Consider the following 20,980-nt stretch of genomic DNA (forward strand, 5'->3'; position numbering starts at 1 on the left):
GCTTCCTTGAAGGGGTGTGCCTTGCCAAAAGCCTATCTTATTCTCTTGCTGGCCGTCACAGCCGAAACCATCGGCACCACAGCACTGCAGGCCAGCCAACAATTTACCCGTTTTTGGCCAAGCGTGTTGGTCGTCATCTCATACGGAGTCGCGTTTTACTTTCTCGGTCTCACCTTGAAATACATGCCGGTTGGAATCGTCTATGCGATCTGGTCGGGAATGGGCATCGTCCTGATCGCAATCATCGGCTTTCTCGTTTTTGGACAACGTCTGGATTGGCCAGCCGTCATTGGTTTGGGCATGATTTTGGCAGGAATCCTGATCATCCACCTGTTTTCCAAGACTGCAGGCCACTGAGCACCGGTTAGGGCTGGTCTATTTGGTCAAACCGGGTTATGCGCGCGGCAACTTCCCGTTCAAAGGCTGACCTCTCATGGACCTGCGCAATATCGCAATCATCGCTCACGTGGACCACGGCAAAACGACCCTGGTGGACGAGCTGCTAAAACAATCCGGCGCGTTCCGGGAAAATCAGGCCGTGGCCGAACGCGCCATGGACAGCAACGATCTGGAGCGCGAGCGCGGGATCACCATCCTTGCCAAAGCCACCAGCGTTGAATGGAAAGGCACGCGCATCAACATCGTCGACACCCCCGGCCACGCCGATTTCGGCGGCGAGGTCGAACGCATCCTGTCGATGGTCGACGGCGTTGTCCTGCTGGTTGATGCCGCCGAAGGTCCGATGCCGCAGACTAAGTTTGTCACCTCCAAAGCGCTGGCGCTGGGCCTGCGCCCGATTGTAGTCCTGAACAAGGTCGATAAACCCGATGCCGAGCCTGACCGCGCACTGGATGAATGCTTTGACCTGTTCGCTAACCTTGGCGCGGATGACGACCAACTTGATTTCCCAGCCATGTACGCCTCAGGCCGCTCAGGTTGGGCGGATATGGAGCTGGACGGCCCTCGCAAGGACCTCACCGCCCTTTTCGACTTGATCGTGGATCACGTTCCTGCTCCCAAGCAAGCTGACCGGAAAGATGAGCCTTTCCGCATGCTGGCAACCACTTTGGGCAGCGATCCTTTCATCGGTCGCATCCTGACCGGTCGCGTAGAAAGCGGTACGTTAAAGGCTGGTGACACCCTCAAGGCGCTCAGCCGCGATGGAACGCAAATCGAAAACTTCCGCGCCTCAAAGATCCTGGCCTTCCGCGGGTTGGCACAACAGCCGATTGACGTGGCTGAGGCCGGCGACATTGTCACCATCGCGGGCATGAGCAAAGCGACAGTGGCCGACTCACTGGTTGCACCTCAGGTCGAAGAGGCGCTTCCCGCACAGCCAATCGACCCGCCCACCATCACCGTCACCTTTGGCATTAACGACTCGCCGCTTGCGGGGCGTGACGGCAAAAAGGTGCAGTCCCGCGTGATCCGCGACCGCTTGATGAAAGAGGCGGAATCAAATGTCGCCATTCGCATCACCGACACCCCTGGCGGCGAAGCCTTTGAAGTCGCGGGTCGTGGCGAATTGCAAATGGGCGTGCTGATCGAAAACATGCGCCGCGAGGGTTTCGAGCTGAGCATTTCGCGCCCCCAAGTGCTGTTTCAGGAAGAAAACGGTCAGCGCATGGAGCCCATTGAAGAGGTCACCATCGACGTCGATGATGAGTTTTCGGGCGCCGTTATCGAAAAAATCACCGGAGCACGTAAAGGCGAATTGGCAGAAATGCGTCCGGCCGGCGTCGGAAAGACCCGCATTATCGCCTATGTCCCCTCACGGGGCCTAATCGGTTATCATGGGGAATTCCTGACCGATACGCGCGGCACCGGCGTGTTGAACCGGGTGTTCCACGGCTGGGCTCCGCACAAGGGCCCAATCCCCGGGCGTCGTGCAGGCGTTCTGATTTCCATGGAAAACGGTCAAGCCGTTGCCTATGCACTTTGGAACCTTGAGGAGCGCGGCCGCATGTTCGTCGGGCCACAGGCCGACGTGTATCAAGGCATGGTGATTGGTGAACATTCGCGAGACAACGATCTCGAAGTGAACCCACTGAAGGGAAAGAAACTCACGAACGTTCGCGCAAGTGGTTCAGACGACGCAGTTCGACTAACACCTCATATCCAGTTTTCGCTGGAAGAGGCGATCGCGTATATCGACGATGACGAATTGGTTGAAGTAACGCCAAACGCTGTACGTCTGCGGAAACGGTTTTTGGACCCACACGAGCGCAAACGGATGGCCAAATCTGCCTAGTCCCTACAGTGATATCGTTCACACTTCGGAAACATTGAGCCACTTGTGACATTTTTGCGTACATTGTCGCAATTGCAATAAAAAGAACGCGCGCTGAACCGGCACGTGTTCTTTTTGTTTTTTAACACTTTTCCATTTCTACGGGAATTTTCTGAAAAATTCCCATGCTCGCACAGCTTGAAAATAAGGCGAAGAATGGATGTATTTATGTCCAAAGTATGGCACCAACGTGCTTAAGAAGCCTGAGTTAAAGAGTACTAAGGAGCGTTAAGATGCGCGTTAAGTCCCATTTGTTAACTATTGTATTTGTTTCTGCAACCTTTCCGTTAGTCACAACCGGAGCGGCAAACGCTGCGGAAAAATGTACCGTTAAAACTGCCCGCCAATCTGTTTCGACCGAAACACTCTGTGATTGTAAGGTCGTTGACGCTCGGATGTTGCGCTACATCCAGCGCAGACCAGATTTTGAAGATATTCTGGCAAGAACACTGGATAGCTGTCCCGCTTTCGCTGCAGTACTGACGGATATCCCGACGGCAACTATCTCGGCCTCTCAGAGAACGGGGGAAGGTGCTGATGAGAATAGTGCCGGTACAGCCGGCGGTGGTGGAACCGGCGGTGGTGGAACTGGCGGCGGCGGAACCGGCGGTGGTGGAACTGGCGGCGGCGGAACTGGCGGTGGTGGAACCGGCGGTGGTGGAACCGGCGGTGGTGGAACTGGCGGTGGTGGAACTGGCGGCGGCGGAACTGGCGGTGGTGGAACCGGCGGTGGTGGAACTGGCGGCGGCGGAAACGGCGGTGGTGGAACCGGCGGTGGCGGAACCGGCGGTGGTGGAACTGGCGGCGGCGGAACCGGCGGTGGCGGAACCGGCGGTGGTGGAACTGGCGGCGGCGGAAACGGTGGCAGCAACGGCGGCCCTGGGAATGGCAACGGAAACGGTGGCAACCCTGGCAATGGCGGCGGCAACACTGGCGGCTCAGGACCAGGAACTGGCAACGGTGGCGGAAACAACGGTAACGGAAACGGCGGCGGCGGTTCCGGCAACGGTGGCAGTAACGGAGGTAATGGCGGCCAAGGCGGAAACGGTAACGGCGGCAACAATGGCGGCCCCGGAAACGGCAACGGCAACAGTCCTAACTCTGGGAACGGCGGTGGAAACACCAGCGGATCCGGTCAAGGTTCTGGCAACGGCGGCAGCAATAACGGAAATGGAAACGGTAACGGTGGCTCCGGAAACGGTGGAAATTCCGGCGGCGTCGGTGGCGGCAAAGGTGGAAAAGGCGGGACGATTAACTAACGCAACGGTCGTCTATACACCTACCTCATGAAACACGTGATCTGACCATCATCCAACGTTTCAAAAACATAAGGGCGCCCTTTACGGCGCCCTTTTTTAGCGTTGCGTTGGCAAAATGAACACTGGAAAATCAGCTCTTACGATAGACGCCTACCCAATTTTCGGGCTGTCTTGGATCCTGCATACGAAGGAAAAGATAACGTGTATCGGACCAAGGTTTGATCGAGTTGGTAAGATTGTCCAAAACCAAGTCACCGGCTGCTGACCGATAGACCAATACGGCATGCGCATTTCGTCTTGTGTCGAGCACAGTCGCGATCAGCAGCTTGCTCGGGTCAATGCCCGCTCGGATAAGGTCTCGTTTCTTTAGCAGCGCAAAATCTTCGCAATCGCCGCCGCGACGGGTGGGCAAGGCCCACCGTTCAATCGTGCGATACTGTGACTGGTCAGTAACCTCGCGCGTTGTCCGATTGATCTTGCGGTTCACGCGCTTAACAATCTGCATTTCCTGGTGGCTGGTCAAAACGACCGAAGCGCCAGTTGAACATGCCCATGAATACTTATGGCAAAGTTGACGAGCCCCGGCCGGAGGCGGGGTAGACACCACACTTTCGATAAAGTTGCCTTCGCTTGCTTGGGCGTTTGTTCCCGCCAAAAAGCCAGCAAAAACAATAGCCGTAACGCTCGCAATCTTCCCTGAAATTGGGAACGCATGCCCAATGACAGTTCTTAGTACGCCTTCAACCGGATTCATGCCTGTCCCTCGATCCTAGCCTCTGTGTGCGATTGCCAACAGGCCGGACCGTATCCCCATTTAGGAAACTATCGGTAAACGGGTGCGGCAGCGCAATCTGAGGAAACGATGCGTGGGAAAAAAGGCGGAAATTCGTCACTCAATATGACCATTTCGCGCAGGAATTATGGGACGATAGCCACATTTGCGGCCCGGCTTACGAAGAGTCAGCTGAACCCAAGAATATAAGGCTTTGATTTAAATAGAATTTCAATCTACAGGCATCTCAGTGGATTCGGCCACAATTCACAATTTTGAACTTGGCCGAAATCCGCCCATCTGATGTTGTGCCCGACCGTCACCGCTCGGGCAAAACGAATGATTCTACTCGGTAATTTCCACAACCACCAATTCGCGCTCACTGGCGCCGCGGGCAAAATCCAATGCCTTTTGGTAGTCGTCGGAATTATAGCATTCCACGGCCGCTTCAACAGAAGGGAAGCGCGCCACGACGTTTCTAGGGCGCTCCTTTCCTTCCAACTGCACATATCTTGCCGCGCGCGCGATGAACTCACCCCCGTGCTTGGCAATAGCTGGTCCGGCCAGTTCGGCATATTTTCCGTAGGCTTCTGTGTCTGTTACCGTGACATGAGCAATCCAAAGTGCAGCCATTTTACCCCTCCAACACTTGTTCTGCGGCTTTGATCGCCGCATCCGAATTCGAAGCGTCCTTGCCGCCACCTTGCGCCATGTCCGGACGTCCACCGCCGCCTTTGCCGCCAAGCTCTGCAACTGCGGCCCGAACAAGATCAACCGCTGAGACCTTGTCAGTCAGATCGGTCGTCACGCCTGCAGCCACGGCGGCCTTTCCGCCAGCATCCGCGATCAAAAGAACAGCACCTGATCCGAGGCGGGATTTGTGTTCATCAATCAAGGCGGGCAAGTCCTTGCCTGAAACGCCTGTCAGCGCCTGCGCAAGGAACGGAACTCCGTTTACATCCTTGGCCTCAACACTCCCCTGACCGGAACCACCAGCCATCGCCAGATCACGGCGCAACTGCGCCACCTCGTTCTGAAGCGACTTGCGCTCATCCAACAAGGATTTCACTCGGCTTACCACGTCATCTGGTTGCGCTTTTAACTCAGCCGCGAGTTGGCCCAGCCGTTGATCCTGTGCAGACAAATGCCGGAAAGCTTCGTCACCGGTCAAAGCTTCGATCCGGCGCACACCCGCGCTACTTGCGCTGTCACCCAGCACAACAAAGGTTCCAATATCGCCAGTCTGACGGACATGGGTTCCTCCGCACAGTTCAATCGACCAAGTTTCTCCATCCTGACCTTTGCCTGTCGGAGACTTGCCCATCGAAACAACACGGACCTCATCGCCGTATTTCTCACCAAACAGCGCTTGCGCACCAAGGGCACGCGCGTCGTCCGGGGTCATAATCCGGGTCTCAACCACTGAGTTCTGGCGGATGAACGCGTTGACTTCTTGCTCGACCGTCTGAATTTGCTCAGTAGTCAAAGCCTTTGAATGACTGAAGTCGAAGCGCAGCCTGTCAGAAGCGTTCAGCGAACCGCGTTGCGCAACATGGTCACCCAGCGTTTCCCGCAATGCTTCGTGCAACAGGTGTGTTGCCGAGTGGTTCGCCCGGATCGAAGAACGGCGGGCATGATCAACCTCAAGCTCGACCGCGTCCCCTTTGGACAGGCTCCCTTTATCGACCGTTACCTTATGGGCATACACCTTGCCTTCGGCAAATTTACGCGTGTCTTCGACGCGTGAAACATCGTTGCGCTCTTCCAGGCGGCGAAGTTCGCCCGAGTCACCGACCTGCCCGCCTGCTTCGGCATAGAACGGTGTCTGGTTCACTACGACCCAACCGGTGCCGCCTTCCTCAATCGTGTTGACCAAAGCACCGTCAACAACCAGCGCAGCGATTTGTCCTTCAGCTTTCTCAGTTTCATAACCAAGGAAGTCTGTCGCACCCGCTGCATCGAGAACATCGAACCAGACGGCCTGATCGGCGGCCTCTCCGGATCCCGCCCAAGCAGCGCGGGCCTTGGCCTTTTGTTCCGCCATGGCTGCATCGAAACCATCCACATCCACGGTCCGCCCTTTTTCGCGCAGAGCATCCTGCGTCAAATCCAGCGGAAACCCATAAGTGTCATAAAGTTTGAACGCAGCATCACCGGGCAATGCGGCCCCATCCGCCAAACCAGCGACTTCGTCGTCCAACAGTTTGAGACCCCGATCCAGAGTCTGTTTGAACCGGGTCTCTTCGAGCAACAGAGTCTCTTCGATCAGTGACTGAGCTTGGCCTAGCTCTGCGTAATGTGCGCCCATCTGTTGAACCAGCGTCGGAACCAGGCGGTGCATAACCGGATCTTTGGCCCCCAGTAGGTGCGCATGACGCATGGCGCGCCGCATAATCCGGCGCAAAACATATCCACGTCCGTCATTGCTGGGCATTACACCATCGGCGATCAGGAACGAGGTCGAGCGCAGGTGATCCGCAATCACACGGTGATGCACGTTCTGATCGCCGTAAGGATCAACATTGGTCACATCCGCCGACGCCTCGATCAGAGTCTTGAACAGATCGGTGTCATAGTTGTCGTGGCTGCCCTGAAGCAGCGCACCAATGCGTTCCAAACCCATGCCTGTGTCGATCGACTGCATGTCGAGCTCCACCATCGAGCCGTCTTCGAACTGCTCGTTTTGCATGAAAACGACGTTCCAAATTTCGATGAAACGATCGCCATCCTCTTCGGCTGAACCCGGAGGGCCTCCCCAAATATGGTCACCGTGATCGTAGAAAATTTCTGTGCATGGACCACAAGGCCCTGTTGGCCCCATCTGCCAGAAATTGTCATTGGTTGCGATGCGAATGATCCTATCCTCAGGAACACCAACTTTTTTCCAGATCTCGAATGCCTCGTCATCGGTATGGTAAACGGTCGTTAGCAAACGCGTTTTATCAATCCCGAATTCTTTGGTGATCAGCTCCCATGCAAAGGGGATGGCTTCGTGCTTGAAGTAATCCCCAAATGAGAAGTTCCCCAGCATTTCAAAGAATGTGTGGTGGCGTGCAGTGTAGCCCACGTTGTCCAAGTCGTTGTGCTTACCGCCAGCACGTACACATTTCTGTGCCGTGGTTGCGCGCGAATAGTCCCGCGTTTCGAGGCCGGTGAACAGGTTTTTGAACTGCACCATTCCGGAATTGACGAACATAAGCGTCGGATCGTTGCGTGGAACCAATGGGCTGGACGCAACCACCTCGTGCCCCTGCTTGGAAAAGTATTTCAGAAAGGTCGATCGTATATCGTTCAGCGTGGGCATCAGGCTCTCTCAGCGCGCAGTCGTTTGGGTTTGCAAAGGTTTAGCCCTGCGCCCGGGAAGTGTCCACAGGTCAGGCACCACAGAACGAAACAAGGCAGCCCAATGGACCGCCTTGTTACAGAATTTTTAACGCCGTCTATCCGGCACAGTTTTCAGTTGTTCCCTTCAGCCGCGCTTCATGCTTCCAAGATATCGTCATCCTCGGTTTGCGGCGGCATATCAAAGTCCAAACCGTGTGCAGCCCTGATTTTATCCTCAATCTCAAGCGCGACGCGGCTATTGTCGCGCAGATATTGCTTGGCGTTCTCACGCCCCTGCCCGATCCGTTCGTCGCCGTAGCTGAACCATGAGCCCGATTTTTCGACCACACCAGCTTTTACGCCTAGGTCCAAAAGCTCACCCATTTTTGAAATACCTTCGCCATACATGATGTCGAATTCCACCTGTTTGAACGGCGGGGCCACCTTGTTTTTGACGACTTTCACACGGGTCTGGTTGCCTACAACCTCGTCACGGTCCTTGATCGCGCCGATACGACGGATATCCAGACGGACCGAGCTGTAGAATTTGAGTGCGTTACCACCAGTAGTGGTTTCCGGGCTGCCGAACATAACGCCAATCTTCATCCGAATCTGGTTGATAAAGATGACCATGCAGTTCGAGCGGCTGATCGAGCCGGTTAGTTTACGCATAGCCTGGCTCATCAAGCGGGCCTGTACGCCGACATTGCTGTCGCCCATGTCGCCTTCAAGCTCTGATTTCGGCGTCAGCGCTGCAACCGAGTCGACCACAACCATGTTCACCGCACCCGACCGCACCAGAGTATCGGTGATCTCAAGCGCCTGTTCGCCGGTGTCAGGTTGTGAGATCAGCAGCTCATCCAGATCAACGCCCAGCTTGCGTGCATATTGCGGATCCAGCGCGTGTTCCGCATCCACGAACGCGCAAACACCGCCGCGTTTCTGCTGTTCTGCAATACAATGCAGCGTCAGCGTGGTTTTACCCGAGCTTTCAGGGCCGTAGATCTCGACAATCCGGCCCATCGGCAAGCCACCAATTCCTAGCGCAATATCCAGACCCAGAGATCCGGTCGAGCTGGCATCGATGTCCTGCTTGGCGTCTTCGCCCAGCTTCATGATCGAGCCCTTACCGAACTGCCGTTCGATCTGCGCCAATGCGCTATCCAACGCCTTTTGCTTATCCGCGCTTTTCTTGTCGTTCATTGTCAGAAGATCCGCCATTGTCCTGTCGCCTTCTCTTGTGTCACACCCTTGAACGGGCGGCAATCACTGCTTTGTTCGCCTCTTGTTCCTTATGGGACCAAAAAGAGAACATTTCAACTAAAACTTACAATACTTACTGTTGGGCAATTGTGTTAAAGAGTCGTTTACGCCAATCTGTCACGGTCAAATATGTCCAGAACGGGTGGGTAAATGCTTGTTTTCTATAAGGAACGCCTTGCGTTTCTGGCTGTTCCCAAAACGGGCAGCACAGCCTATCACACAGCTCTAAAGGATCGGGCTGATTTCGTCATTTCAGGCCCGCCCGATCTGAAACATGCGCCGGTTCGACGGTTTGACCGATTTTTTCAGAATATTTTTCGAAAAATGTATGACACCGAGCTTGAGGTCATGGCAGTGGTGCGGGAACCGGTTGATTGGCTGGGAAGCTGGTACAGGTTTCGCGGTCGGGACGCACGCATCGGCCACCCTCATTCGACCCATGACATGAGCTTTGATGATTTTGTTCTGGCTTACATGCAAAACCCAAGACCCGAGTTTGCCGACGTTGGCAGCCAAAGCCAATTCTTCCGAACACGCAGCAACGGCCGTGGGGCCGATCACGTGTTCAAATATGAAAACCAGAGCAAAATACTGGAATTTCTTGAAAACCGCCTGGAAATGAAAATCTCACTCGCTCAGGAAAATGTTTCTCCGAAACGGGATATGTTCTTGAGCGACCACACCAAGCAAAAATTCCACCAACAATATGCGGCAGAGTTTTCCTGTCACGAAGCCGCACTATAGCGGATCAATTCAGCTGGCGAAAAACGGTTTCTGTTAGCTGTGTCAACGAAAACGGTTTGGGCAAAAACGCAGAATTGGCGACCTCAGGCCCGGAATCACCAAACGCGCCTTCGGTGTAACCCGACATGAAAATAACCTGAACATCCGGGCGGTTCGCCAACGCCTGGCGCACCCAAGTTGGGCCATCTAGACCGGGCATAACGACGTCTGTAACGAAAACATCCACATGCAGAGAGCTGTCTTCTAATAGGCGCAATGCCTCTTCACCCGAGTCGGCTTCCAGAACCGTGTACCCCTTTAGCCGCAGCGCGCGGGTGGCGAAAGCACGGACCGGAGCCTCGTCTTCGACCAATAAAACGACACCCTCACCCTGCCGACCCGTTTGCGCAGCATGCGGCGTGTCATGTGGCACTTCCACAGTTTGCGGCTGGGTCGACACCGGCAAGAATACCGTGAATTCGGTACCCCTCCCCACGATGCTATCGACAAAGATGAAACCGCCTGTCTGTTTGACAATGCCGTATACGGTGGACAGGCCGAGCCCCGTGCCCTCACCCGTTCTTTTGGTCGTATAAAAAGGCTCAAACACTTTTTGCAGTTTGTCGGCAGGTATACCGGTGCCGCTGTCGATTACTTTGACAGTCACGTATTCACCCGGCTGAACGGCGGCACGGTCCCGCCGAAGCGGTTGGGTTAATGTGACAACCTCGGTCTCGATCCGCACCTCGCCACCATCTGGCATGGCATCGCGGGCATTCACCACAAGGTTCATGAATACTTGTTCAAGCTGCCGTTTGTCAGCGCGCACTGGTTTGAGTACAGGATCGTGGCTCAGCGTTAACCTTACCTTTTCTCCAACCAGTCGGTTCAGCAAATGGATCAGGTCAGAAATCGTATCGCGCAGGTCCAGAACTTCGGGCTGAAGGGTTTGTTTTCGGGAAAATGCCAGCAACTGGCTAACCAAGGCCGCCGCACGATTTGCGTTTTGATTGATCTGAACAAGATCACTGTAATTTGGGTCATTCTGGTCGTGTCTTAGCAGCAAGAGATCGCAGTGCCCCGAAATGGCGGTGAGCAAGTTGTTAAAATCATGTGCAACACCGCCCGCAAGTTGCCCGACTGCTTGCATTTTCTGTCCCTGCACGAATTGCGCCTCGAGCGTCTTTAATTCGGTCGCGTCGTTCAGAACAGCGATCAAAGACACCTGCCCATCGTTGACAATTCGGTTTAGCGTGACCTGTACAAATACCTCTTTGTCCTGTCTGGACAGCCGCAAGAATTCCGAGCCAGCCACAGCATTCTCCGAAGCCGCGCGTATCAGCCAGTCATGGATCGGATAACCCAAACCCTGCATGACGTCGGCAACGTTGGTTTCGTAAGGTGTTACCCCTCCCACCAATTTGGTCGCCAACTTGTTGGCATCCAACACTAAACCTTCGGGTGACAGGCACATAACGGGCACGGGCAGTTCAGCGAATGGGGTCCCTGACGTAGGCTTGTCCGCCCCGGATAGCGGCAGAATGAGAACATCTCTGGCCGCTCCTGCTCGGGATAATTCGTAAAAAACGACCGACGTTGTGCCCTGTGCCGTTTTGATCTGAGCGATTTCTCCGGATGACGGAGGATTTTCTGCTAACGCATGTTTTTCACCGACCACTTGGCAGCCCAGAACGTGTTCAGCCATTGCGTTGGCGCGCAGCACCGTTCCATTTCTTCCAAGAGTCAAAACCGGGGCCGACATGCCGGTCCATTGACTTTGAGCGTCCAGATGAAACCGCCAACAGAACACATTTTGACCAACGGCAAAGACAGAGACGGGAATAGAAGCTCCGACGCTCACGATCTCTTCACTCGCCCTGCCGTGAATCTCTGCCAAAGACTGCAAACGGAGAAGCACAGCAGCCGGATTGGCGATTGTTGTTTTCAAACACGTATTCAAACTTGACCCAGAGCGAGCTTGAAACCGGTTTTGAGCCTCGGAATTTGCCGACAAAATCCGACCGTCTGCATCAGCAAGCAAGCAGGGAAACGAATCTTGTTCCGCAAAGATCGCCATTACCCTGACTTCGCGTGCCGCAGACCATTCTGACAACCACCCCTTAAGGGCAAGCAAAATGCAGGCGCATAGCAACGAGATCGCTGCGACTGTAAATTCCGGCACCCATCCTAATGGAATTGCACCCGTGTAGGCGGCCAAAAGGAGGAGTATTCCCAAAACGGTTGTGGACGCCAAGCGAGCCAAGTCAGGAAATTTTCGAAATGATGGATAAGGATAGAATTCAGTAGTCTCGGGCATAACAACTCAGGTCATCGGGCTTTCTGGTACTGAGCCCAAATTTGGTTAATGACCGCTTAAGTTTACGCGGAAAAATATACCTAAGGTTGTTAATTTTTGACCCATTACCGCGTCAAGTGTGAAGAGAAAAAGCCATCCGTTCCGTGCGAAACAAGCCACGTTTTTCGGAACGTTTCGCGCCATTCGGGAAATGATGTCGTGAACGCGTCTATGACGCCCGCGTTTTCCGGGTTCAGCATCGAGCACGTGGCATAGGCTAAAACCCCGCCTTCGCGTACCATTTGGGCGGCCTGTTCCAGGATTTGCAATTGTAAGGCACACAGTTCATCCAGCCGATCTTGGGTCAGGGCCCATTTACCCGCAGGCGCACGCCGCCACGAACCGCTGCCCGAACAGGGCGCATCGACTAAAACAACATCAAAGGGTGCTTGGTGCTGTAGTGTACCCGGCTCAAGAATCGTTACTTGTGCTCCTGCCCTTTCAGCCCGCGCAGGCAAGTCCTGCATCCGGGCGACGTTCGCGTCATGAGCGTATACGTGCACATCCTTATGCGCGGCCAAGGCAAGCGACTTGCCCCCGCCACCTGCACAATAGTCCAGAACGCGAAACCCTGGACGTAGGTCAAGTTTTTCAACAACGGCTTGACTGGCCGCATCCTGAAGCTCGACTAAACCGTCCAGATAAGCAGCGCTGCGCGCGATTTTGCGCGCGCCCTCGACAACCTCCAGCGCAGTTTCACATGCCGGGTGCGGCTGCGCAGCTATGCCGTCTGCCTGCAAGGCATCAATCGCATCTGCCCTTCCCGCCTTGAGAAGATTGACCCGCAAATGCACAGGGGCCCGATTTTGCAAGGCGCGAGCAACCGGAATGGTTTCGTCACCAAGAGAGTCACTGAACAGGGGCCACAGCCATTCAGGAATATCGTATCGCGCGGCATCTGACGTGAATTCTGAACCGACTTCTTCAGGCTTTACTGGCGCTGGCGTATGACGCTCACCAGTAAAGAAGTCGCCGGGCTCAATCTCGGCGGCGCGCAATGATCCGATCATCAACCCACGCCCGGTTTCACCCCCACCCAGCGCGGCGAACGAGCGTCGACACCTGATCGCATCAAACACGTGGTCCCTGACGGCTGCCCTATCCTTGGATCCGGCAAACCGGCTGCGCCTGGCCCATCCCGTCAGGGCTTTTTCTACGGGCGCGCCGTTCAGGATCTCATCAAGAATTTCGATTGAGGCTTGTACGCGTGCGGCGGGTGTCATGGAAAGATCCGTTTCGGATGCGGCTAAGAAAGCAAAAACGGCGCCCATACAATAAGGGCGCCGCTCCAGACGTGTCAGGTATCACATAATCCGGTAATTCGGGCTTTCGCGCGTGATCTGAACATCATGCACGTGGCTCTCTTTCAGGCCAGCGCCGGTGATTTTGACAAAGCTACAGTTGCGCCGCATCTCTTCCACAGTCGCGCAACCGGTGTATCCCATTGCTGCGCGAAGCCCGCCGACCAACTGGTGAACAACTGCGCTGGCTGAACCCTTGTAGGGCACCTGCCCTTCGATGCCTTCTGGCACAAGCTTGTCATTCGCTGCGTCTTTTTGAAAGTACCGATCAGCAGAACCGCGTGCCATAGCGCCAAGGCTGCCCATTCCACGGTAAGATTTGAATGACCGACCCTGATACAAGATAACTTCGCCGGGGCTTTCATCCGTACCAGCGATCATCGACCCAACCATGGCGCAGGATGCACCAGCGGCGATCGCCTTAGCAAAATCGCCTGAGAACTTGATGCCACCATCTGCGATAACCGGCACATCTCCGGCAGCAGACGCGCAATCCATGATCGCCGTCAACTGAGGTACTCCGACCCCCGCGACCATCCGCGTTGTACAAATCGAACCCGGTCCGATCCCAACTTTGATCGCATCGGCACCAGCGTCGATCAGCGCCTTGGTGGCTTCGCCCGTGGCGACGTTACCCGCGATGATTTGCACTTCGTTGGACAGTGTCTTGACCCGCTTAACCGCATCCAGAACGCCTTGCGAATGGCCATGCGCGGTATCGACAACAATGATATCCACACCGGAATCCACCAACTGCTCGGACCGTTCGAAACCTGCATCGCCGACCGAGGTTGCTGCAGCGACCCGCAGGCGCCCCAGTCGGTCCTTACATGCAGTCGGGTTCAAAACAGCCTGCTCAGTGTCTTTCAGGGTCAACAACCCGGTCAGCTTGCCCGACCCGTCAACAACCAGCAGCTTTTCGATCCTGCGCGCTTTCATGAGGCTTTTTGCCTCTTCCAGATCAGCAGGTTCCTGAAGCATCGCCAGATTTTCGGTCGTCATCATTGCTTTGATCGGCTGGTCATCCGAGGTCGCAAACCGCATGTCGCGGTTGGTCACGATCCCTACGACGCGTCCCTCGGGGTCTACGACGGGAAAACCGGTAAAGTTATACCGTTCGACCAAAGCCTTAGCGTCAGCCAGCGTCTGATCCGCCCGCAATGTGACCGGATTATAGACAATACCGGATTCAAACCGCTTGACCCTGCGTACTTCGCGGGCCTGTTCCTCGGTCGAGAGGTTCTTGTGGATTACACCGATCCCACCTGCCTGTGCCATGGCGATGGCCATGCGCGCCTCGGTCACCGTATCCATGGCCGAGCTTAGCAGCGGGATGTTCATGGTGATTTCACGCGTCACGCGCGTGGTTGTATCTGCCGTTGCGGGCAGCACAGAAGATGCGCCCGGAACCAGAAGAACGTCGTCAAAGGTGAGTGCCTCACGAATCTGCATCTACTAACCCCATGCAAAAGCCCGTTTGGCGGTGACCCTATTGCATGGATTGACCAGAAGGGAAAGCCCCTTCCAAACCGAGACTGCCCCAGCGCGCCAATCCCGCGGCAGAAAACGACGCTCGCCGTGCAAATCGTGCCGCTAAATGCCCTTTCCCTTTGAGCCTAAACTCATATCTTGCACCGCATACGCGCGAATACAAAAAGGTATGTCCCTGATGACCACCGAACCACTTGTCGTCTTTACCCCATCCGGCAAACGAGGGCATTTTCCCATTGGCACTCCGATTCTAACGGCAGCCCGGCAATTGGGCGTCGATCTGGACTCGGTCTGCGGTGGGCGTGGGATCTGCTCGAAATGTCAGATCACACCCAGCTATGGCGAGTTTCCAAAGCATGGCGTTACGGTGGCTGAGAATGCCCTGAGCGAATGGAACGCGGTCGAACAGCGTTATGACGACAAGCGCGGCCTGAAACCGGGCCGTCGCCTGGGATGTCAGGCATCGGTGCAGGGTGACGTCGTCATCGACGTACCGCCAGAAAGCCAAGTGCACCGTCAAGTGGTTCGCAAAGCTGCAGCTGCCCGCGCTATTACCATGGATCCGGCCACGCGCCTGTATTTCGTGGTGGTGGAAGAGCCAGACATGCATTCACCCACAGGTGACCTCGAGCGGTTGGAACGCGCCTTGCGTCAGCAATGGAACATCGACGCGGTGACAGCAGACCTTTCTTTAATGTCCAAATTGCAACCTGTTCTGCGCAAAGGCAAATGGGAGGTTACGGTCGCCGTCCACAAGGGTCACAAAGACACCGTAGGCCGTATCGTCGAAATCTGGCCCGGCCTGCACGAAAACGGCTTGTACGGCCTGGCAATCGACCTCGGCTCGACAACTATCGCGGCTCACCTGACCGATTTGGAAACCGGTGAAGTCAAAGCGTCATCGGGACTTATGAACCCACAGATTCGTTTTGGCGAAGACCTGATGAGCCGGGTTTCCTACGCCATGATGAACCCCGGTGGCGATCAAGAAATGACGAAGGCCGTGCGCGAGGCGATAAATGATCTGACCACTTCGATCGCGGATGAGGCCGGAATTGACGCCGCGCTGATCGTCGAGACTGTTTTTGTGTGCAACCCGGTGATGCACCACCTGCTGCTGGGCCTCGACCCGGTTGAACTGGGGCAAGCGCCATTTGCGCTGGCTACTTCTGAAAGCATGTCCCTGCCCGCGCGCGAAATGGATCTGACCAAAATGAACCCGCGCGCGCAGATCTACATCTTGCCCTGCATTGCGGGTCATGTCGGTGCCGACTGTGCCGCCGTTGCGCTGTCCGAGGAACCCGGCAAATCCGAAGACCTTGTTCTGATTGTGGACGTGGGCACCAACGCCGAAATCCTGCTGGGCAATACCAGCCGCGTTCTTGCGTGCTCGTCTCCCACCGGCCCTGCTTTTGAAGGCGCGCAAATCAGCTCGGGTCAGCGTGCTGCCCCCGGTGCGATCGAACGGATTGAGATCGACCCCTTGACCAAAGAGCCGCGCTTTCGCGTCATCGGCTCGGACAAATGGTCGGACGAAGACGGCTTTGACCAGGATGTCGCGACAACGGGCATTTCAGGCATATGCGGGTCGGGCATTATCGAAGCCGTGGCCGAAATGCGCATTGCGGGCCTCTTGGACGAAAGCGGCCTTATCGGTTCGGCCGAGCAAACTGGTACAGCGCGCTGCATACCCGAAGGCCGCACCCACGCTTACCTGATCCACGATGCAAGTGCCGATGGCGGTCCACGCATTACAGTGACCCAAGGCGATATCCGCGCGATTCAACTTGCGAAATCAGCGCTCTACGCCGGTGCCCGCCTGTTGATGGACGAAATGAATGTCGACACGGTGGATCGGATCGTTCTGGCCGGCGCGTTTGGTGCGCATATCTCGACCAAACACGCAATGGTGCTGGGTATGATCCCGGATGCGACTTTGGAAAAAGTGTCCAGCGCAGGTAACGCCGCAGGAACCGGCGCGCGTATCGCGCTGTGCAATATCGGGTCGCGTGCCGAGATCGAACGGGTTGTGCGCGAAATCACCAAAGTTGAAACCGCGATCGAGCCCAAATTCCAAGATCACTTCGTGGCCGCAAACGCGATCCCCCACAAAACGGATCCTTTCCCAGAGTTGGCGCAAGTGGTCACCCTGCCCTCACCGTCCTTCAACACGGGCGGCGGAGATGAGGAAAAATCTGGTCGTCGTCGCCGCAGAAGGTCATAGTCACCGTAACGAACGGAGGCGTCATGTCATTAGCGAACGAAGAACAGGCCGAGTTTTGGGGTAAATCACCTTCGGGCGCAAAGTGGCTGACCTATGAGGGCCAGATGGACACCCTTCTGGCCCCGGTTCTTGATTTGGTCATGCAGCGCGCCTCGCTTGCCCCCGGACAACGTGTATTGGATATCGGGTGCGGCACGGGGGCAAGCTCTGTTCTGGCGGCACAGGCTGTCGGGCCCGACGGTCACGTTCTGGCCGCGGACTTTTCGCAACCGTTTTTGGATCGGGCGGCACAACGGGCATCCGACGCCGGGCAAAGCAACATCACTTTTCAATACGCTGACGCCCAAACCTATCCGTTTCCTGAAGGCGACCGGGACGCGATGATCTCGCGTTTTGGTGTCATGTTTTTCGAAGACACCGTTGCCGCATTTGCCAACATGGCCAAAGCGCTCAAACCAGGTGGGCGGATGACTTTTGCTGCTTGGGGGCCGTTGTCGGACAATCCTTGGTTCCGCCTGCCCCATATCGCGGCGACCGAACGTCTTGGAACACCGCCCAAAATGGACAGAAACGCCCCCGGACCGTTGGCATTTCACGACCGGGATCGGGTTTGCGGTTTGCTTGAACAGGCCGAACTGACCCAAATTCAGATTGACGCCGTGCCCTTGTCTTTGCCGGTTCACGGAACAATCGATGAATGCGCAGCGCTTTGCACGCGCATTGGCCCCGCCGCGCGCGTCATCGCACATTTCGATGGCACACAGGACGATATCGCGGCTATCCGCCAAGCCGTAGCCGGGCAGTTCAGTCCCTATGTGCAGGGCGACGACGTAGAAATTCCAGCGGTCATCAACCTGTTTCAGGCGCGTCGTTCCCAGTAGCTGGAGCGGGTAACGGGAATCGAACCCGTAACAAGAGCTTGGGAAGCTCGTGTGATACCTTTTCACCATACCCGCGCTGCTGCTGGAAATAGCATTTCGAGCTGCGGAACTTCAAGCGCCTTTCCCTGATTCTAGCTTGGTTTATTCTGTTCGGGCGCGCAGACTGTCGATCAATGATTGTTCGACATCCAACGCCTCGGATGCCGCATCCAACGTACGCTGATCCAGATGCTGCGGACTTAGGTCGACACCTTCCGAGAAAGCGTCGACGATCGCCCGCATTGCAGTGATCCGCGCATATTTCTTGTTGTTCGATGGTATGACATGCCACGGCGCAATTTCAGTCGAAGTCCGTGCGAGCATTTCATCCACCGCTACTTCGGCCGCAGCCCAGCGTTCTCGGTTTCTGAAATCTTCATAGGTCAGTTTCCAACGTTTCATCGGGTTCTGAAGGCGTTCCGTGAACCGTGCCATTTGCTCGTCTTCCGAGATATGGAAAAACAGTTTCACGATGCGGGTGCCATCATCCACCAGCATTCGTTCAAATTCATTGATTTCGCGATATCCAGCCCGCCAGCGGTGTTCCGGTGTGAACTTTTCCAAACGCTCAACCAAGACCCGGCCATACCAGCTGCGGTCAAAGGCCGAGATCGCGCCCCCAGGCGGCAGCCGTTCCCAAAACCGCAACAGGTAATGCCGGTTCAGATAGTAGTTTCGGGGCGCGCCAATCGGCCAAACCTTAAAGCTGCGTGGGTCCAGTGCCTGACTGATACGGCGTATCGTGCCGCCCTTGCCTGCGGCATCCCAGCCTTCGAACACCAGAACGCCTTTGAGGCCGTGAAACAAAAACGCCTGTTGGATCAAGGCCAATTGCGCCTGTAGCGAAACAAGCTTTTCAAAATACGCTTTCTTTCCCAACCGCTTTGTCAGGTCTGCATCGGCAAGTTTCGGGGAATGGTGTGCGCTCATGAAAAACTCGGTTGCGATGGTGAATAAAGACCGAGTGTCCCTTATGCCGCAGCTTCCGGCATTGATCGGTATCAAACAAAAAAGACCGGGCAATATGCCCGGCCTTAAAATCGCAACTGTCAGATCGCTTAAGCGCGGCGGCGACGACCACCACCCCGACGGCCCCCTGCAGCACCAGCTGCACCTGCTTCATCCGGGCTTTTGTTGAACTTGATCCACTCACCACCATGAGGGTCGTTGTTCGTCAGCAGGTTGGCCGCACGGATGGCTTCCATTTCCTTACCCGCGCGCGGTTTGGTCGACCCTAGTCCGAACAACTGGCAGAACGTTTCGTCATCCATGTCCGCAGGCAGAACGATACCCTTGGCCTCGACCTCTGCTTTTTTCTCGGCCAATTTCTTGGGGCCGACCGGCAGCGCAACCGGGTTCATGATCGCCGAGGTCATACCTGCGCCCATTGCCATCGGCAGGAACGCGTTGTTGATGCCATGACGGTTCGGCAGACCGAACGAGATGTTGGACGCACCACAGGTCGTGTTTACGCCCAGCTCTTCGCGCAGACGACGGACCAAAGCAAACACCTGCTGACCAGCGGTTGCCATAGCACCAATTGGCATAACCAGCGGGTCGACCACGATGTCATGCGCAGGAATGCCGAAATCGGCAGCGCGCTCTACGATCTTCTTGGCCACTTCGAAACGAACATCGGGGTCTTCCGAGATACCGGTGTCATCGTTCGAAATCGCAACGACTGGAACGTTGTATTTTTTGACCAGCGGCAGGATCTGCTCAAGCCGCTCTTCTTCACCGGTGACCGAGTTCAGCAGCGGACGTCCTTCGGCAGTCTGCAATCCCGCTTCCAGTGCGCCCGGTACCGACGAGTCGATGCACAGCGGTACATCGACCAGACCCTGAACCAGATCGACGATCTTGGTCATGAGCGGAGGCTCGGTTTCATTGGGGTTGGGGTTCGAGTTGTATACAACACCCGCGTTGATATCCAGAACGGTAGCGCCTGCTGCGACCTGTGCCAGCGCGTCTTTTTCTACGGTCGAGAAATCGCCCGCTTCCAGTTCTGCCGCCAGTTTCTTGCGCCCGGTCGGGTTGATCCGCTCGCCGATCACACAGAACGGTTCGTCAAAGCCCAGAACGGCGGTTTTTGTTTTTGATTCTACGACTGTACGGGTCATGTCCGTTCCTTAGGAGTTTGCAGGCTTTGCCGAGGCGCCGCCGTTGTTAATTGCCCAGTTGGCGTTGGTCTTGATGCCGCCAAGCGGGAAGAAGTGCACGTTTGTGATGTTGAAGTCCGGGTTCGCCGCCTTGTGGTTTGCCAACTCGGTCAGAACGTCTGTCGGCTCATAGGGCAGCAACAGTTTGGATACGTCCATCGCACGTTTTTGCAGGACCTTCAGCGATGGCCCAACACCACAAGCGATTGCGAACTTGATCAGTGTCTGCAGCTTGGCCGGACCCGCGATACCGATATGGATTGGCAGGTCGATGCCTGCGGCCTTCAAACCATCTGCCCATTCGATGATCGGCTTGGCGTCAAATGCGAACTGTGTTGCCAGTGCCATTTCGGCATCGGTAGTCTCAGAGAATTTCTGCTTCCAACGCAGCGCATCGTCGACATTCTTGGTCGAGCCGTCCGGGTCGATGTCTTTGTTGCCCTCAGGATGGCCCGCGACGTGCAGACGTTTGAAGCCAGCTTTGTCGAACAGACCGCTTTCAAGCAACTGCATCGAGCTGTCGAAATCACCATGCGGCTTGTCCACGCCACCAGCCAGCAACAATGCTTGATCCACACCTGCTTCGCCTTGATACATGGAAATCCAGTTTTCCAGCGTCGCGGCATCCTTGATGATCCGCGCAGGGAAATGCGGCATAACAGGGTATCCGTCGGCGGCAAGACGCTTGGCCGTTTTGACCATGTCTTCGATAGGAGTACCTTCGATATGGGCGATGTATACGCGGGTGCCTTCGGGCAGCAGGACGCGGAAATCTTCGACCTTTTCGGCGGTGCGCGGCATCACCTCGATCGAATAGCCCTGCAAAAAGGCTTCGACAGTCGGGTTTACCGGGGTGTTTTCTACTGCATCACGTTTCTTGAAGTTCAGCAAAGCCATC

At 55.8% G+C, this 20,980-nt stretch carries 16 protein-coding genes and 1 tRNA gene; 6 read left to right on the forward strand and 11 right to left on the reverse strand.

The annotated features are described in order from the left end of the window. The first annotated feature begins 21 nt into the window (after window positions 1-21). The 3 genes from ACR0DG_RS01125 to ACR0DG_RS01135 all read left to right on the forward strand — a co-directional run bounded on the left by ACR0DG_RS01125 (window position 22) and on the right by ACR0DG_RS01135 (window position 3,580). A complete protein-coding gene (locus ACR0DG_RS01125; RefSeq protein ID WP_480693594.1) occupies window positions 22-357 on the forward strand; it encodes an SMR family transporter in 336 nt (111 codons plus the stop codon). 76 nt (window positions 358-433) lie between these two features. Further along, a complete protein-coding gene (gene typA, locus ACR0DG_RS01130) occupies window positions 434-2,251 on the forward strand; it encodes a translational GTPase TypA (RefSeq protein WP_480693595.1) in 1,818 nt (605 codons plus the stop codon). Between the two features lie 576 nt (window positions 2,252-2,827). Beyond that, window positions 2,828-3,580, forward strand: a complete 753-nt coding sequence (locus ACR0DG_RS01135) for a hypothetical protein (protein WP_480707020.1) — start codon at window positions 2,828-2,830, stop codon at window positions 3,578-3,580. Between the two features lie 99 nt (window positions 3,581-3,679). On the opposite strand, the gene ACR0DG_RS01140 is transcribed toward ACR0DG_RS01135, so the two are convergent. From ACR0DG_RS01140 to recA, 4 genes are all read right to left on the reverse strand, one after another. After that, a complete protein-coding gene (locus ACR0DG_RS01140; protein WP_480693597.1) occupies window positions 3,680-4,303 on the reverse strand; it encodes a transglutaminase-like cysteine peptidase in 624 nt (207 codons plus the stop codon). A gap of 363 nt (window positions 4,304-4,666) precedes the next feature. Then, window positions 4,667-4,954, reverse strand: coding sequence for a DUF1330 domain-containing protein (locus ACR0DG_RS01145; RefSeq protein ID WP_480693598.1), 288 nt, complete (start codon window positions 4,952-4,954; stop codon window positions 4,667-4,669). 1 nt (window position 4,955) lies between these two features. Then, a complete protein-coding gene (alaS, locus tag ACR0DG_RS01150) occupies window positions 4,956-7,625 on the reverse strand; it encodes an alanine--tRNA ligase (protein ID WP_480693599.1) in 2,670 nt (889 codons plus the stop codon). Window positions 7,626-7,801: 176 nt separating this feature from the next. Continuing rightward, window positions 7,802-8,866 (reverse strand): recombinase RecA, encoded by a 1,065-nt coding sequence (gene recA / locus ACR0DG_RS01155; RefSeq protein WP_480693600.1) that lies wholly within the window; start codon window positions 8,864-8,866, stop codon window positions 7,802-7,804. Between the two features lie 192 nt (window positions 8,867-9,058). Between recA and ACR0DG_RS01160 the strand changes: the two genes are divergently transcribed. Further along, complete coding sequence (locus ACR0DG_RS01160; RefSeq protein ID WP_480693601.1) at window positions 9,059-9,652, forward strand: gamma-glutamyl kinase; 594 nt, start codon at window positions 9,059-9,061, stop codon at window positions 9,650-9,652. Between the two features lie 4 nt (window positions 9,653-9,656). Here the strand turns inward: ACR0DG_RS01160 and ACR0DG_RS01165 are convergent, their stop codons facing one another. The 3 genes from ACR0DG_RS01165 to guaB form a co-directional block, all read right to left on the reverse strand. Next, window positions 9,657-11,948 (reverse strand): ATP-binding protein, encoded by a 2,292-nt coding sequence (locus ACR0DG_RS01165; protein ID WP_480693602.1) that lies wholly within the window; start codon window positions 11,946-11,948, stop codon window positions 9,657-9,659. Window positions 11,949-12,052: 104 nt separating this feature from the next. Then, on the reverse strand, window positions 12,053-13,210 hold the full coding sequence (locus ACR0DG_RS01170) for an RsmB/NOP family class I SAM-dependent RNA methyltransferase (protein WP_480693603.1): 1,158 nt from the start codon (window positions 13,208-13,210) through the stop codon (window positions 12,053-12,055). 81 nt (window positions 13,211-13,291) lie between these two features. Beyond that, the gene (guaB, locus tag ACR0DG_RS01175) at window positions 13,292-14,740 is read right to left on the reverse strand and encodes an IMP dehydrogenase (RefSeq protein WP_480693604.1); all 1,449 of its coding nucleotides are present in this window, start codon (window positions 14,738-14,740) and stop codon (window positions 13,292-13,294) included. 217 nt (window positions 14,741-14,957) lie between these two features. Here guaB and ACR0DG_RS01180 point away from each other — a divergent pair, with 217 nt between their 5' ends. Both ACR0DG_RS01180 and ACR0DG_RS01185 read left to right on the forward strand, forming a co-directional pair. Then, window positions 14,958-17,003: an ASKHA domain-containing protein gene (locus tag ACR0DG_RS01180; protein ID WP_480693605.1), complete on the forward strand. Its 2,046-nt coding sequence runs from the start codon at window positions 14,958-14,960 to the stop codon at window positions 17,001-17,003. 23 nt (window positions 17,004-17,026) lie between these two features. Continuing rightward, window positions 17,027-17,884: a class I SAM-dependent methyltransferase gene (locus tag ACR0DG_RS01185; RefSeq protein WP_480693606.1), complete on the forward strand. Its 858-nt coding sequence runs from the start codon at window positions 17,027-17,029 to the stop codon at window positions 17,882-17,884. Between the two features lies 1 nt (window position 17,885). Here ACR0DG_RS01185 and ACR0DG_RS01190 read toward each other — a convergent pair. From ACR0DG_RS01190 to ACR0DG_RS01205, 4 genes are all read right to left on the reverse strand, one after another. Further along, window positions 17,886-17,959: transfer RNA gene (locus ACR0DG_RS01190), tRNA-Gly, on the reverse strand. 66 nt (window positions 17,960-18,025) lie between these two features. Beyond that, window positions 18,026-18,853 (reverse strand): polyphosphate kinase 2 family protein, encoded by an 828-nt coding sequence (locus ACR0DG_RS01195; protein WP_480693607.1) that lies wholly within the window; start codon window positions 18,851-18,853, stop codon window positions 18,026-18,028. 128 nt (window positions 18,854-18,981) lie between these two features. Then, a complete protein-coding gene (locus ACR0DG_RS01200) occupies window positions 18,982-20,043 on the reverse strand; it encodes a methyltetrahydrofolate cobalamin methyltransferase (RefSeq protein ID WP_480693608.1) in 1,062 nt (353 codons plus the stop codon). A 9-nt stretch (window positions 20,044-20,052) separates the two neighbouring features. Then, window positions 20,053-20,979, reverse strand: coding sequence for a methylenetetrahydrofolate reductase (locus ACR0DG_RS01205; protein WP_480694957.1), 927 nt, complete (start codon window positions 20,977-20,979; stop codon window positions 20,053-20,055). Window position 20,980: the final 1 nt, after the last annotated feature.

Source organism: Ruegeria sp. BG8 (assembly GCF_056538325.1).

Excerpts from the sequence above, each read along its gene's own strand:
- ACR0DG_RS01145 (WP_480693598.1), bottom strand. The coding sequence starts at position 4,954 with ATGGCTGCACTTTGGATTGCTCATGTCACGGTAACAGACACAGAAGCC.
- ACR0DG_RS01140 (WP_480693597.1), bottom strand. The coding sequence starts at position 4,303 with ATGAATCCGGTTGAAGGCGTACTAAGAACTGTCATTGGGCATGCGTTC.
- alaS (WP_480693599.1), bottom strand. The coding sequence starts at position 7,625 with ATGCCCACGCTGAACGATATACGATCGACCTTTCTGAAATACTTTTCC.
- ACR0DG_RS01185 (WP_480693606.1), top strand. The coding sequence starts at position 17,027 with ATGTCATTAGCGAACGAAGAACAGGCCGAGTTTTGGGGTAAATCACCT.
- ACR0DG_RS01200 (WP_480693608.1), bottom strand. The coding sequence starts at position 20,043 with ATGACCCGTACAGTCGTAGAATCAAAAACAAAAACCGCCGTTCTGGGC.
- guaB (WP_480693604.1), bottom strand. The coding sequence starts at position 14,740 with ATGCAGATTCGTGAGGCACTCACCTTTGACGACGTTCTTCTGGTTCCG.
- ACR0DG_RS01170 (WP_480693603.1), bottom strand. The coding sequence starts at position 13,210 with ATGACACCCGCCGCACGCGTACAAGCCTCAATCGAAATTCTTGATGAG.
- ACR0DG_RS01135 (WP_480707020.1), top strand. The coding sequence starts at position 2,828 with ATGAGAATAGTGCCGGTACAGCCGGCGGTGGTGGAACCGGCGGTGGTG.
- ACR0DG_RS01165 (WP_480693602.1), bottom strand. The coding sequence starts at position 11,948 with ATGCCCGAGACTACTGAATTCTATCCTTATCCATCATTTCGAAAATTT.
- recA (WP_480693600.1), bottom strand. The coding sequence starts at position 8,866 with ATGGCGGATCTTCTGACAATGAACGACAAGAAAAGCGCGGATAAGCAA.
- ACR0DG_RS01205 (WP_480694957.1), bottom strand. The coding sequence starts at position 20,979 with ATGGCTTTGCTGAACTTCAAGAAACGTGATGCAGTAGAAAACACCCCG.
- ACR0DG_RS01160 (WP_480693601.1), top strand. The coding sequence starts at position 9,059 with ATGCTTGTTTTCTATAAGGAACGCCTTGCGTTTCTGGCTGTTCCCAAA.
- typA (WP_480693595.1), top strand. The coding sequence starts at position 434 with ATGGACCTGCGCAATATCGCAATCATCGCTCACGTGGACCACGGCAAA.
- ACR0DG_RS01195 (WP_480693607.1), bottom strand. The coding sequence starts at position 18,853 with ATGAGCGCACACCATTCCCCGAAACTTGCCGATGCAGACCTGACAAAG.
- ACR0DG_RS01180 (WP_480693605.1), top strand. The coding sequence starts at position 14,958 with ATGACCACCGAACCACTTGTCGTCTTTACCCCATCCGGCAAACGAGGG.